The sequence below is a fragment of the Longimicrobium sp. genome (assembly GCF_036280135.1).
Classification (GTDB): Bacteria; Gemmatimonadota; Gemmatimonadetes; order Longimicrobiales; family Longimicrobiaceae; genus Longimicrobium.
In genome coordinates this window covers 1-14078 of sequence record NZ_DASURI010000607.1, presented here as the reverse complement: position 1 = coordinate 14078, position 14078 = coordinate 1, and the positions used below count along the sequence as shown (strand labels likewise).

Genomic DNA, 14078 nt, shown 5'->3' with positions numbered 1-14078 from the left:
CCCCGCGAAGCGGGGGCAGGGGGGCGGGGGGGAGGGGGCCCTCGCCCGGAGGCGAACCGTCCCTGAATGCACGAACCATCCGCGTCCTAGCCCGGGAACTTGCGCTCCGTGCCTCTCTGCTTTATCATGCAAAGCACTTCGCCGGAAGCACGCGCCAGCACCGCTTGCGACGTGCTTCCACGGCGAGAGGCTGGCTGGAGGCACGATCGTGTACGTTCGCTTTACGAAACAGAGTACTTGACGGCCGTGCGTTTGTGATACATTGTAGTGCTATGTATACCGCCTCTATGCATGCTCCGCGCGCCTTCACTGTGAGCGCATCTCGCGATCCGGGCGATCCCCGCCGGGGACGCTCGCCCGCGCGATGAGCATCAACAAGGACCTCGTGGCGGCGTCGTCCACGCCGCTGGTGCTGGCCATCCTGGCCGAAGGCGACAGCTACGGCTACGCCATCCTCAAGCGCGTCCGCGAGCTCTCCGCCGGCGCGCTGGAGTGGACGGACGGGATGCTCTACCCGGTGCTGCACCGCCTGGAGCGCTCCGGGCTCGTGGAGGCCCGCTGGGACCAGGCGGAGACGGGCCGGCGGCGAAAGTACTACCGGATCACCGACGCCGGCCGCGCGCAGCTGGCGGAGGAGCGTCGCCAGTGGAGCACGGTGGACCGGGCGCTCCGCAACGTGTGGCCGGCGCTGGCGATCATCAGCGTTCTGATCCTGGATTCCATCTTCCTTTCCCAGCGCGGTTGAGCATGAACCGGAACCCTGACGCCGCCACGGCGGATTCCCTGGAGCAGCAGATCGACGCGTGGCGCGCGCACCTGCGCCGCAGCCGCGCGATCTCCGGCCCGGACACGGCGGAGCTGGAGGACCACCTCCGCGAGCAGATCGCGTCCCTGGGCGCCGACGGTCTCTCCGAGGACGAGGCGTTCCTGGTGGCCGTCAAGCGCATGGGCGCCATCGACGCCCTCACGCGCGAGTTCGCCCGAGAGCACTCCGACCGCCTGTGGAAGCAGCTCGTCCTCGCGGGCGACGCGTGGGAGGGCAGGGCGGAGCGGGAGACGGGGTTGGGGTCGCGGAAGATGTGGGTGGCGCTGATCCTGGCCGTGGCGGCGGGGATCGCCATCAAGCTCCCCGGTCTGTTCGGCATGCCGTTCCCCATGGAGGAAGGTCCGCTGGACGGCGCGTTCTACCCGCTGAACCTCGCGTTCTTCACCCTCCCGTTCATCGCCGCGTACTTCGCGTGGGAGCGGCCGCTGGCCACACGGGGCCGCTTGGCGCTGGGGGCCGTCTTCGTCGTGGCGGCCGTGATCGTCAACGCGTTCCCCTACCGCCTGTTCCCCGAGGCCGACACGCTCACGCTCACCATCCTGCACCTGCCCATCGCCCTGTGGCTGGCCGTGGGCGTGGCGTACGTGGGCGGGCGCTGGCACGGCAACGAGCGGCGGATGGACTTCGTCCGCTTCACGGGCGAGCTGTTCATCTACTTTGTGCTCATCGCGCTGGGCGGGGGCGTGCTCATCGCGATGACGTTCGCCCTGTTCCAGGCCATCGGCGTGGACGCGACGTTCCTGGTGAGCCGCTGGATCATGCCCTGCGGGTTCGCGGGCGCCACCGTCGTGGCGTCGTGGCTCGTGGAGGCCAAGCAGAGCGTGATCGAGAACATGGCGCCCGTGCTCACGCGCATCTTCTCGCCGCTCTTCGCCCTGCTGTTCCTGGCCTTCATGGTGACGATGGTGGCCACGGGACAGGGGATCGACCCCCAGCGGGAGATCCTCATCGTCTTCGACCTGCTGCTGGTCGTCGTCTTCGCGCTGCTGCTGTACTCCTTCTCCGCGCGCGATCCCCAGGCCCGGCCCGGGCTGAACGACGGGGTCCAGCTCACGCTCGTGGGCACGGCGCTCGTCGTGGACCTGCTGGCCCTGTGGGCCGTGGGCAGCCGCATCTCGGACTTCGGCTTCACGCCCAACCGCGTGGCCGCCCTGGGCGAGAACGTGGTGCTGCTGGGCAACCTGGCCGGATCGGCCGTGCTCTACGCGCGGTTCCTGCGCGGCCGCGTGCCCTTTTCGCGCCTGCTCGACTGGCAGACGACCTACCTGTACGTGCTGGCCGGGTGGGCCGCCGTGGTCGCCTTTGTCTTTCCGCTGCTGTTCGGGTTCCGATGAACGGGATCCGCGGCATTCACCATCACGAGATCGGCACGCTCGGTAATCCAGAGGGAGTCACGACGATGAACGCACTGGCCGAGTTCCTGTTCCCCGCCCCTGCCCCTCGCCGGGCGCCCGCCATCGTCGCCTGGTGGGAGCGCCGGCGCCTGGCCTACAACGCGTCCGTCGGCGCGGCGGGGCTGGTTTCGCTGGGCGCCGTCGGCATCGCCAACCTGGTGATGGGCGGCGAGTCGATGTTCCCGCAGGCCCTGATCGTGGCGGCCGTCTTTGGCGGGGTGGCCAACCTGTGCTACTGCCTGGGTCCCGCGGCGGAGCTGCTGATCTCGCGGATCTGGGGGCGCGGCGTGCTGCCGGCCGGCCCGGCGCTGTACCGCATGGGGCTCACCTTCTCCGTGGGGCTGGCACTGATGCCCACGTTGCTCACGGTGCTGCTGGGCGTCGCCCGCGTGGTGCTCGCCGTCCTGGGCCTCCACTGGGACTGACCGCGATCCATGGAACTGCAGATTCGCGGCATCTCCAAGGCGTATCCCAACGGCGTGCAGGCGCTGCGGGACGTGACGCTCACCATCCCGGCGGGGATGTACGGCCTGCTGGGGCCCAACGGGGCGGGCAAGTCCACGCTCATGCGCATCCTGGCCACGCTGCAGGAGCCGGACGCGGGCACCATCCGCCTGGGCGACATCGACGTGGTCCACGAAAAGGACCGGCTGCGGCAGACGCTGGGCTACCTGCCCCAGGAGTTCGGCGTGTATCCCAAGGTGAGCGCGGAGGAGCTGCTGGACCACTTCGCGCTGCTCAAGGGCATCGCGCGCAAGGGCGAGCGAAAGGACGTGGTCGAGGCGCTCCTCCGGCAGACCAACCTGTGGGAGGTGCGCCGGCAAAAGCTGGGGGGATACTCGGGCGGCATGCGGCAGCGCTTCGGCGTGGCGGTGGCGCTGCTGGGCAACCCGCGGCTGCTGATCGTGGATGAGCCCACGGCCGGGCTGGACCCGGCGGAGCGCGTGCGGTTCCTGAACCTGCTGGGCGAGCTGGGCGAGAACAGCGCCGTCATCCTTTCCACGCACATCGTGGAGGACGTGAGCGAGCTGTGCACGCGGATGGCCATCATCGACCGCGGCGAGATCCTGCTGGAGGCGGAGCCGCTGGGCGCCATCGAACGGATGCGGGGGCACATCTGGCGCACGGTCATCGACAAGCGCGCGCTGGCGGAGGTGGAGCGCGCGCACGCGGTGATCTCCACCCGGATGCTGGCCGGCCGCACGCGCGTGCACGTCCACGCCGACACGGCGCCCGGCCCCGGCTGGGAGCCCGCCGAGCCGGACCTGGAGGACGTGTACTTCAGCACCATGGCGGGGCACATCGGCCGGCGGGCGCGGGCGGAGGCCGGGGCATGAAGCTGCTGGGCATCTGCCGCTTCGAGCTTCGCTACCAGGCGCGCCGGCTGGCGACGTGGATTCCGTTCGTGCTGCTGGTGATCGTCTCGTTCCTCTTCGTGCGGCAGGACGTCCTGGCCGACGCCACCTTCACCGACTTCTACGCCAACTCGCCGTACGTCATCGCGTCCGTCACCGTCTTCTGCTGCCTGTTCTGGCTGATGACGGCCGCGGGCATCACGGGCGAGATGGCGGCGCGCGACGTGGAGACGGGGATGCACCCCCTTACCTACACGGCGCCCGTCCGCAAGATCGAGCACCTGGGCGGACGGTTCCTGGCCGCCTTCCTCCTCCACGCGCTGGTGCTGCTGGCCGTGCCCCTGGGTGTGACGCTGGCCGTTTTCGAGCCCGGCGTGGACCCCGCGATGATCGGCCCGTTCCGGCCCGCGGCGTACCTCACGGCCTACGGCTTCTTCGCGCTGCCCAGCGCGTTTATCGGCACGGCGGTGCAGTTCGCGTGGGCCACGCTCGGCCGCCGGTCCATGGCGAGCTACGTGGGGAGCGTGCTGCTGCTGTTCGTGGCGTACGGCGGAATCATCGCCATCCTGTACTTCCTGGAGCGGCCGGACCTGGCGGCGATGCTGGACGTCTTTGGCCACATCTACATCACCTCCGACGTCACCATGGGGTGGACGCCGCTGGAAAAGGCCACGCGCCTGGTGCGGCTGGAAGGCCCGCTGCTCCGCAGCCGGCTGCTGTGGACGGGCGTGGCCGCGGCGACGCTGGCGTTCACCTACGCGCGCTTCCGCGCGGAGCACATCACCGTGCGCCCGCTGTGGAGCCGCGTCGCGCGCCCATTCGGCCGGCGCGGGGCGGACGTTCGCGAGGCGCACGCGCCCACGCCGGCGGCCGGCGGCATCGCCACGAGCCCCATCTCCGTCCCCGCCGTCCGGCAGACGTTCGGCTTCACGACGCGCGTGCGGCAGATGCTGGCCATCGCGCGGACGTCGTTCCGCACATTGGCCCGCAGCCGCGGCGGGCTGGTCATCCTGGCGCCGATCGCCGTCGTGACGTTCATGGTGCTGCCGGACTTCATGGAGAACATGGGCACGCCGCTGCTCCCGCGGACGGAGTACGTGCTCACGTTCCTCACGGCGCCGCTCACCCGGCCCATGAGCCAGTGGGTGATCATCCCCGTGCTGACGATCCTCTGGGCCGGCGAGCTCGTCTGGCGGGAGCGGGAGGCCGGCCTGGGCGAGATCACGGACGCGGCGCCCGTGCCGGAGTGGGTGCCGTTCCTGGGCAAGTTCCTGGGGCTGGCCGGGATCCTGGCCGTGTGGATGCTCGTGCTGATGACGGTCGGCATCCTCGTGCAGCTGGGGCTGGGCTACCGGCAGTTCGAAGTCGGTCTCTATCTGAAGGTGCTGTTCGGGCTGCAGCTGCCGGAGTACCTGCTCTTTGCCCTCCTCGCGCTGACCCTCCAGGGGCTGATCAACCAGAAGTACCTGGGACACGTGGCGGCGCTCATCGCCTTCGCGCTCATCCTCTTCGCGCCGCGGCTGGGGCTGCGGCACCACCTGCTGGTCTACGGCTCGTCGCCGGGCTGGACCTACTCGGACCTGCGCGGGTTCGGGCCGTCGCTGGGGCCGTGGGCGTGGTTCAAGGCGTACTGGGCCGCGTGGGCCGTGCTGCTGGCCGTCGTGGCGCGGCTGCTGTGGATGCGGGGGCTGGAGACCCGTCCCCGCGCGCGGCTGCGCCTGGCGCGCGGCCGATTCACGCGGCCGACGATGCGGGCCGCGGCCCTGGCGGCGGGGCTCGTGCTGGGGCTGGGCGGGTTCATCTTCTACAACACCAACGTGCTGAACCCGTACCGCACCTCCGCGGACCTCATGGAGCGGCAGGCCGAGTACGAGCGGCGCTACGGGAAGTACGAGAACATCCCCCAGCCCCGGCTGGCGGGCGTGGGCCTGCGCGTGGAGCTGCATCCCGGCCGGCGCGCGGCGGATATCCGCGGCACGTACACGCTGGTGAACCGCACGGCGGCGCCCATCGACGCCATCCACCTGTCCACGGCGCCCGGCATCGACACCGACGGGCTGGCGCTGGACCGGCCGGCGCGGCGCGTCGTGGCGGACACCGCGCTCTGGTACTACGTGTTCGCGCTGGAGCAGCCGCTGCGGCCCGGCGAGTCGGTGCGAGTCCGCTTTCGCGTGCGCGTGCGGCCGCGCGGCTTTCGCAACGGCGGCGTGGACCTGATCGGCGTGACGGAAAAGAGCACGTATTTCCGCAGCCAGGACTGGCTTCCCAGCGTCGGCTACCTGGCGGGGCGCGAGCTCTTCAAGCCCGGCGACCGGCGCGCGTACGGGCTTCCCGCGCGGCCCATGATCCCCACGCTGGCCGACGCGGAGGGCGATCGCGACGTCACGGGCGAGGCGGGCACGGACGGCCCCGAGCGCATCGCCTTCGAGGCGGTCGTGGGCACGGACGCGGGCCAGACGGCCGTGGCGCCCGGGATGCTGCGCCGCGCGTGGACGGAGGGCGGGCGCCGCTGGTTCCACTACGCCACGGACGCGCCCATCGGCTCCGAGTACGCCATCTTCTCCGCCGCGTACGCCGTGCACGAGGAGACGTGGACGCCGCCGGCGGGCACGGGGCAGCCCGTGATCATCCAGGTCTACCATCATCCGGAGCACGCGGCCAGCGTGGGGCGAATGCTCCGCGGCGTGCGCGCGTCGCTCGCCTACTACACCCGCGCGTACGGGCCGTACCCGCACGGGCGCCTGCTGCGGCTGGTGGAGAACCCCGGCACGGGCATCGGCGCGCACGCGGAGCCCGGGACCATCGACTTCACGGAAGGGTTCTCCCGCTACCGGCCGGACCCGGATGGGCGTGGGCTGGACATGCCGTTCGGCGTGGTGTCGCACGAGATGGCGCACGAGTGGGGCGTGCCCTACGTCTTCGCCGAGGGCGCGCCGCTCCTTTCCGAGAGCTTCGCGTGGTACGCGGCCATGGGCGCGCTGGAGGAGACGTACGGGCGCGAGCACCTGCGGCGGCTGCTGCGATTCTTTCGCCAGCCGGCGCCCATCCCGCCCATCCGCCAGTCCCAGCCGCTGCTGCGCGCGCTGGACCCGTACGCGGCGTACCGAAAGGGCCCCTTCGCGCTGTACGCCATGAGCGAGCACATGGGCCGCGACCGCGTGGACCTGGCGTTCCGGCGGCTGATGGAAAAGCACCGTTCCAGCGGGGCCACGTCGCTGGACCTGTACCGCGAGCTGCGGGCGGTCACGCCGGACTCGCTGCGGCCCCTGCTGCACGACCTGTTCGCCGCGAACACCTTCTGGAGGCTGCAGACGGAGCGCACAACGGCCCATCAGATCGCCGGCGGCGCGTGGCAGGTGACGCTGCGGGTCAAGGCGCGCAAGGTGACGGTGGACCCGGCCGGCGTGGAGACGGAGGTGCCGATGGACGAGTGGATCCCCATCGGCGTCTTTGCCCCCACGGAGACGCAGGGCGCGGACTTTGGGCAGGCGCTGTACCTGCGGCCGCACCGCATCCGCTCCGGCGAGCAGACGATCACGGTGACGGTGCCGAAGAAGCCGTCCGACGCCGGCATCGACCCCTACGTGGTGCTCATCGACCTGGAGCGCTTCGACAACGTGGAAAAAGTGGAGATCGGGCGATGAGGGACCGCCACGTTCCGGTTGATGAGGAGCGTCCGTCGTTCCGCATCCTTCATCCTCGTGCCCTGGATACCGACAGGCCTGGATGACGCGAACGGAACCGCTTGAACGCCGGGTGCGAGGGTTGCTCCTGCTGTTCATCGCCGGCCTGGTCGTCAGCGGCGTGACGGCCTTTCCGCTGGTGACGGAGCTCCGCTGGCTGACGGGCCTGCTCGGCGCCGGTCCCGAGACGCGGCCCGGGGACGTCGGCGGCGTGCTGCGGTGGCTCGTCACCGTGCGCGACGCGCTCGTCGCGACGAACGACCGGTATCCCTTCCTGGCGTACGGGACGGATTGGCTGGCGTTCGCGCACCTGGTGATCGCCGTGGCGTTCGTGGGCCCGCTGCGCGATCCCGTGCGCAACCGCTGGGTGGTCACGTTCGGGCTGATCGCGTGCGCCGGGGTCATCCCGCTGGCGCTCATTGCGGGCGCGGTGCGGGAGATCCCGTTCTACTGGCGGCTGATCGATTGCAGCTTCGGGATCGGGGGCGCCGTGCTTCTGTGGCCCTGCGCCCGGATGATCGCGGAGCTGGAGCGGCTTCGACCCTGGGGGATGAACGGAGAGATGCGATGAAGCGCACGTGGACCATCATCGGCGTCCGCGACGTTCCGGCGAGCTTTCGCTGGTACCAGTCGCTCTTCGGCCACGCGGACGTGCATCCGGCCCACGACCACTTCGGGCAGATCGTGGACGCGGACGGGACCGTCCTCCTGTGCCTGCACGCGTGGGGCGCGCACGAGCATCCGTCGCTGGCGAGCCCGGACGCGGCCCCGCCGGGCAACGGGCTGCTGCAGTTCTTTCGCGTGGATGATTACGAGGCGACCCTGGTGCGGGCCCGCGCGCTCGTCCCCCGGCTCGACGAGGAGCCGCATCGAAACCCGAACACGGGGACGATGGAGTTCTCGCTGCGTGACCCGGACGGCTACTACGTCACCATCAGCGCGCTGGATGCCGAGCCGGATCGCCCGACGTGATCCCGGCTTGCGGGTATATGCTTTGCAATGCAAAGTACTTCGCGAGCGGCGATGGCGCTGCTCGGCCGGTTCACCGAAACAGGAAGTCACGGGAGTCCGATCCATGAGCACTGACAACATCATCCGGCGCCTGCGGGGCGCGGTCGGGAACGCCGTGGTCTGGGGCGCCTGCTGGGCCGCGACGGCGTGCGCGGTGATGGCCGGCATGGTCATCACCGGCCTCGCGCCGGAGGGTGCCATGCTGATCGACGCGCCCCTCGTCGGCGCGCGGTTCGGCGTGATGGGCGCCATCACGGGAGGCGCGTTCTCGCTCGCCATCGGGCTGCTGTACCGGGGGCGGCGGCTTTCGGAGATCAGCTGGATGCGCTTCGGTGTGGGCGGCGGGCTGGCCGCGGGCCTGTTCGTGCCGGCGTTCATGACCGTGGCCCGGCTGCTTTCCGGCGATTCGTTCCTGCCGCTGGAGAACCTGCTCACCAACGGCTCGCTATCGGCGCTGTTCGGCGGGGTGGCGGCGGGGGCGTCGATGTGGCTGGCCCAGCGCGCGGAACGGCTGTCCGGCGGCGGCCCCGGCCGGCTGAGCGGCGGAGGCGGCGCGGATGCCCTGACGGCGGGCGACGTGGGATCGGCCTGGACGACGCCCCGCTCCCGCGTGGCCCAGCGCTGAGGACGGACGGCAGCGGGCACCCCGCCCCCGCGGGTGCCCGCTGCCCAGGCGCACGTCATCCACCGAAGCGCAGGTCGAGCAGGCCCGCGCGGGATGCCGACCCGCGCCGCTCTGCACCAAGCGAACGCCGTTGCCGGCTGTCCCCTGTAACCTGTCCCCGCCGTTTCCATCCCCGCCGCGGCCGTCTTCGCCGCACCCTTCTTGCATCACCCCCACCCGCCAGTCGAAACGCCACGCAGACACAAGGGGTTTCTCCCACACGTCGGGTGCCGCCCGTGGGGCGCGCTCCGCGATATCCGTTTGCGCCGGAGGAAACCCTTGACGGTCACGGAGCGGTGACGCAAACGTGACCATAGCCGCCCGCGTATGGAACGGGCAGCCTCCTCCACCCCTCCCCTTTGCCAGGAGGTGCGTATGGCGTCAGCCCCCTCATTCACAACGGACCGCATCCGCAACGTCGTCGTCGTGGGACACGGCGGATCGGGAAAGACCACCCTGGTCGACGCGTGCTGCTACACCAGCGGCACCTCGCGACGACAGGGATCGGTGGATGACGGAACCGCCCTCACCATGTACACGCCCGAGGAGACGGGCCACGGCATCAGCATGAACGTGTCGGTGGCGCACGCGGTGTGGATGGACAGCAAGATCAACTTCATCGACACCCCGGGCTACCTGGACTTCCAGGGCGAGACGCGCGCCGGCATCCGCGTGGGCGACGGCGCCATCGTCTGCCTCTCGGCGGTGAACGGGGTGGAGGTGGGGACGGAGCGGGTGTGGGACCTGGTGCAGGAGCGCGGGCTGCCGTCCATCCTGTTCGTGTCGTCGATGGACAAGCCCAACGCCGACTTCGGGCGCGTGTACCAGGACGTGCGCGAGCACCTGACGGCCAAGGCCATCCCCGTGGAGGTGCCCATCGGCGCCGGCGACTCGTTCCGCGGCATCGTGAACCTCTTCAGCGACAAGGTCCACTACTACCACGAGAACACGCAGACGGGGGAGTACGAGGAGGACGACATCCCTCCCGAGCTGCAGGCGCTGGTGGACCGCTACTACGACGACCTCATCGAGACCATCGCCAGCACCGACGACACGCTGCTGGAGCACTACCTGGAAGGCGACACCATCACCCGCGACGAGGCCCTGCACGCGCTCAAGCAGGCCATGCAGCGGGGCGACCTGGTGCCCGTGTTCTGCGGCGCGCCCACTCGCACCTGGGGCTGCCGCGCCCTGCTGAGCAAGCTGGTGGAGCTCATCCCGTCGCCGCAGGAGCGGCCGGCGGAGCTGGCGCAGGGCCGCGGCGACACGGTGGTGGAGCTGCGCAGCCTGAACAGCGACCCGTTCGCCGCGCTCGTCTTCAAGACCACGAGCGAGCCGCACGTGGGCGAGCTGTCGTTCTTTCGCATCATGGGCGGCAGCGTGAGCAACGGCGCCGAGGTGCTCAACGCCACGCGCGAAAAGAGCGAGAAGCTGGCGCACCTGTCCGTGCCGCAGGGCCGCGAGCGGATGGAGACGGACCAGCTGCGCGCGGGCGACATCGGCGTGGTGGCCAAGCTCAAGGACACGCACACCAACGACTCGCTCAGCTCGCCCGGGCACCCGCTGGTGCTGGCCGGCGTGCAGTTTCCCGAGCCCGACATCGCCGTGGCCGTGGAGCCCGCCACCCGCGGCGAGGAAGACAAGCTGGCCGTAGGCCTGCACAAGCTGCACGAGGAAGACCCCTGCTTTACGAGCGAGTACGTGCCGGAGCTGGGGCAGACCATTGCCCGCGGCCTGGGTGAGCTGCACCTGGAGGTGCAGTTGGAGCGGCTCAAGCGCAAGAACGGCGTGGAGGTGGTGGTCAAGGCGCCACGCATTCCCTACCGCGAGACGTTCCGCGCCGTGGCCGAGGCGCAGGGTCGCCACAAGAAGCAGACGGGCGGGCGCGGCCAGTTCGGCGACGCGCACGTGCGCATCAAGCCGCTGGACCGCGGCGGCGGCTACCGGTTCACGGACGCCATCGTGGGCGGCGTGATCCCGGGCAAGTTCATCCCCGCCGTGGACAAGGGCGTGCAGGAGGCGGCCGCGCGCGGCGTGCTGGCCGGGTTCCCCGTGGTGGACTTCGAGGCCGAGGTGTACTTCGGCAGCTACCACACGGTGGACAGCAGCGAGCAGGCGTTCAAGATGGCCGGCTCCATCGCCTTTCAGCAGGCGGCCGAAAAGGCGCACCCGGTGATCCTGGAGCCCGTGATGCAGGTGGACGTCTTCACGCCCGAGGACTTCCTGGGTGACGTGATCGGCGACCTGAACCAGCGCCGCGGGCAGATCCTGGGCATTGAGCCGGTGGGGCGCAACCAGCGGGTGCGGGCGCTGGTGCCGCAGGCGGAGCTGTACAAGTACAGCACGTCGCTGCGCTCGCTCACCCAGGGCCGCGCCACGCACGCGCGGGTCTTCCACGCGTACGAGGAGGTCCCCGCGCACGAGGTGCAAAAGCTCGTGGAGGCCGCGAAGAAGGAGCGCGAGGAGCTCGCCGCCGCCCGCTAGCCAGCCCCGGAGGGCGCTCCGCTGAAATTCGGCCCCGCTTCGGATGTTTTCCGGAGCGGGGCCGAAGCGTTTTTGCCGCATGGAGAAAGGAGAAATGCTGTTCGCACGGTGGCGGATTTGGTGATTTTATACAATTTGGCGCATTCGGACGGACGTCGTTATCCTGCGCCGGCACCGATGAAACCCGTGCGGGAGGAGAGCATGAGACTGAACCGACTTCGCGCCGTGACTGGACGAACTCCCGTGGGTTCTATAGTTTCTATAGAACCCCTGACGATGGGAGCGGCCATGCCCGGCAAGACCATCTCCATGCACGCGAGCGGCGAGACGGCCCAGCTTCTGGAGCACCTCGCGCGCGTGGAAGACAGGAGCCCGTCCCAGATCGCGGCGGCGGCGCTCGCGTTTTACCTGCGCCTGCCCCCCGAGGCCCACGCGGCGCTCAGGCACGTGCAGGCGCTCGGCACCCCCGACGACGTCGGGCAGGTGATGCGCCGCATCACCCGTATGCTCCTGAACGCGCAGTACGAGGTCGCCGTCGGGCAGCTGGGCCGCGAGCTGCGTGAGCAGGGTGGTCCCGGTCCGGAAACCGAGGACGAGATGCTGGACGAGGCCGCCCGCCTAGTCGCGGGCGGTGGACAGGCGCCTGCTCCTTCGCGCCCGTCCCGCGCGAGGACGCGAAAGGGCGGCTGAATGGCGCCCGCGCGGGAGGTGCCCGCGGGCGGGCGGGGACGGGTGTGGCGGGTGTGCATCGACATCAACGTGCTGTGCGCGGCCATCTTCGCGGACGCGCGGGGTCGCACCGGCACCGCCTCGCAGGTCGTCCTGAACGCCGTGCGCCGGGGAGACAGCGCCCTGGGCGAGATGCAACTCGTGATCTCCTGGCCCATGCTGAACACGCTGCGCCGCGTGCTGCACAGCCGGTTTCCCCTTTCTCCCGAAGCCGTGGAGGCCGCGGTGTCCGCCGTCGCGCAGTTCGCGCGGCTGGGCCCGCCGACGGGCCGCACCTGCTGCTGGGCGGGGGGATCGTGCCGCTGTTGGACGTGGAGGATGCGCACGTGATGGAGGTCGCACTCGCGGGGAGAGCGGACCTCGTCGTCACGAGCAACTTCAAGGACTTTGTTTCGTACCGGGCGGACGTGCGCGAGCCGGAGCGGGTCGCGATCCACTCCACGGCGGACGCACGGGTCATCGTCGCACACCTGTTCACGGCGGCCGCGTGGTTCCGCGACGGCCGCATCGTCATCCCCTGAGCGTACCGGCACGACGAGGTCAACGAAACCGCGGCGGATCGCAGGAGGGCGATCCGCCGCGGTTTTGTCCTTGCGTACACCGCGCACCCGGAGCGGCATCGCCGACACGTACCTTCGTACCGTCTTCGAAGATGGCGCGCAAACGGACCCCGGCCGGCGGCCGCACGTACGTGGGCATCTCGGGATGGACGTACGCGGGGTGGCGCGGCGTGTTCTACCCCGAGGGGCTGGCGCGCCGGCGCGAGCTGGAGTTTGTGGGGCAAAAGATGGATTCGTGCGAGATCAACGGGTCCTTTTACTCGCTCCAGCGGCCCACCAGCTACCGCAAGTGGTACGAGGAGACGCCGGCGGACTTCGTCTTCGCGGTCAAGGGCAGCCGGTTCATCACGCACATGCTCAAGCTCAGGAATGCGGAGACGGCGCTCGCCAACTTCTTTGCGTCCGGCGTGCTGCGGCTGGCCGACAAGCTGGGTCCCATCCTGTGGCAGTTCCCCGAGCGGATGCAGTTCAACGAGGAGAAGTTCGCGCACTTTCTCAGCGTTCTGCCCCGGACGCACGAGGACGCCGCGCGCATTGCCCACGGCCACGACGACCGGCTGCTGGGGCGCGCGTGGACGGACGCGGAGCACGAGGGACCCATCCGGCACGCGTTCGAGATCCGGCACCCAGGCTTTCTCACGGAGCGCTTCCTGGACCTGCTGCGCGCCCATGACGCGGCGCTCGTCTTTGCCGACACGGCGGGCCGCTGGCCCTACGCCGAAGACCTGACGGCCAGTTGGGTGTACGTGCGCCTGCACGGTGCCGAGCAGCTGTACGCCAGCGGATACACGGACGCGCAGCTGGACTGGTGGGCCGCGCGCATCCGCGCGTGGCGCCGGGGCTGCGCGGCATCTGACGCCACCTGCGTCCTTCCGCCCGCCGCCGACCGCAAGGCCGGCCGCGACGTGTACGTCTACTTCGACAACGACGCCAAGGTGCACGCCCCGTTCGACGCGATCCGCCTCGCGGAGCGGCTGAAAGAAAGTGCGTGAGTGCGGGAGTGCGGGAGTGCGAGAGCAACCGAGCAGGCGCTCACAGCATTGCCTCCTGTCGCGATGCGTCATCCTGAGGGAGCGCCTCGAGCAACGTGAACGCACGCAGGACTTTGGCGCGACCGAAGGATCTTGTGTGCGAGACTCGGAGGTAGATTCCGTGCACGAGGGGCGCCCCGGGGCTTCGCGGGCAAGATCCTTCGTCGCCGCCAGGGATCACGGCGTGGTCAGGATCACGCGGCGGCTCCTCAGGATGACGCGTGTGGGCGAGGAATGGGGGAGGAGCTCTCCTCCCTATTCGGGGAAAGCAGAGCGGGAGGCGCGATGGGCGCCTCCCGCTTCGTCATCATCCGTCGATCCGCTGTCCGTCAGAGGTCGCC

Annotated in this window: 13 protein-coding genes; all 13 read left to right on the top strand. The window is 70.2% G+C overall.

Annotated features, from left to right (window positions below; translation table 11 throughout):
• Positions 1-364: 364 nt before the first annotated feature.
• The 13 genes from VFZ20_RS19685 to VFZ20_RS19625 all read left to right on the top strand — a co-directional run bounded on the left by VFZ20_RS19685 (position 365) and on the right by VFZ20_RS19625 (position 13698).
• Positions 365-745: a PadR family transcriptional regulator gene (locus VFZ20_RS19685; protein ID WP_329685643.1), complete on the top strand. Its 381-nt coding sequence runs from the start codon at positions 365-367 to the stop codon at positions 743-745.
• Between the two features lie 2 nt (positions 746-747).
• Positions 748-2160 (top strand): permease prefix domain 1-containing protein, encoded by a 1413-nt coding sequence (locus VFZ20_RS19680; RefSeq protein WP_329685642.1) that lies wholly within the window; start codon positions 748-750, stop codon positions 2158-2160.
• A gap of 65 nt (positions 2161-2225) precedes the next feature.
• Complete coding sequence (locus VFZ20_RS19675; RefSeq protein WP_329685641.1) at positions 2226-2645, top strand: hypothetical protein; 420 nt, start codon at positions 2226-2228, stop codon at positions 2643-2645.
• A gap of 9 nt (positions 2646-2654) precedes the next feature.
• Positions 2655-3557 carry an ABC transporter ATP-binding protein gene (locus tag VFZ20_RS19670; RefSeq protein ID WP_329685640.1) on the top strand — a complete coding sequence of 301 codons (903 nt, stop codon included), beginning with the start codon at positions 2655-2657 and terminating at the stop codon, positions 3555-3557.
• The gene (locus tag VFZ20_RS19665; RefSeq protein ID WP_329685639.1) at positions 3554-7219 is read left to right on the top strand and encodes a hypothetical protein; all 3666 of its coding nucleotides are present in this window, start codon (positions 3554-3556) and stop codon (positions 7217-7219) included. The genes VFZ20_RS19670 and VFZ20_RS19665 overlap by 4 nt, the downstream gene beginning before the upstream one ends.
• Positions 7220-7331: 112 nt before the next feature.
• Complete coding sequence (locus tag VFZ20_RS19660; protein WP_329685638.1) at positions 7332-7829, top strand: hypothetical protein; 498 nt, start codon at positions 7332-7334, stop codon at positions 7827-7829.
• On the top strand, positions 7826-8230 hold the full coding sequence (locus VFZ20_RS19655; RefSeq protein WP_329685637.1) for a VOC family protein: 405 nt from the start codon (positions 7826-7828) through the stop codon (positions 8228-8230). The genes VFZ20_RS19660 and VFZ20_RS19655 overlap by 4 nt, the downstream gene beginning before the upstream one ends.
• A gap of 103 nt (positions 8231-8333) precedes the next feature.
• Positions 8334-8894 carry a hypothetical protein gene (locus tag VFZ20_RS19650; RefSeq protein WP_329685636.1) on the top strand — a complete coding sequence of 187 codons (561 nt, stop codon included), beginning with the start codon at positions 8334-8336 and terminating at the stop codon, positions 8892-8894.
• Positions 8895-9308: 414 nt separating this feature from the next.
• Positions 9309-11417 (top strand): elongation factor G, encoded by a 2109-nt coding sequence (gene fusA / locus VFZ20_RS19645; RefSeq protein WP_329685635.1) that lies wholly within the window; start codon positions 9309-9311, stop codon positions 11415-11417.
• A 288-nt stretch (positions 11418-11705) separates the two neighbouring features.
• The gene (locus VFZ20_RS19640; RefSeq protein WP_329685634.1) at positions 11706-12107 is read left to right on the top strand and encodes a hypothetical protein; all 402 of its coding nucleotides are present in this window, start codon (positions 11706-11708) and stop codon (positions 12105-12107) included.
• Positions 12108-12476, top strand: coding sequence for a PIN domain-containing protein (locus VFZ20_RS19635; RefSeq protein ID WP_329685633.1), 369 nt, complete (start codon positions 12108-12110; stop codon positions 12474-12476).
• Positions 12476-12667, top strand: coding sequence for a hypothetical protein (locus VFZ20_RS19630; protein ID WP_329685632.1), 192 nt, complete (start codon positions 12476-12478; stop codon positions 12665-12667). The genes VFZ20_RS19635 and VFZ20_RS19630 overlap by 1 nt, the downstream gene beginning before the upstream one ends.
• 131 nt (positions 12668-12798) lie before the next feature.
• Positions 12799-13698: a DUF72 domain-containing protein gene (locus VFZ20_RS19625; RefSeq protein WP_329685631.1), complete on the top strand. Its 900-nt coding sequence runs from the start codon at positions 12799-12801 to the stop codon at positions 13696-13698.
• The last annotated feature ends 380 nt before the right edge of the window (positions 13699-14078 follow it).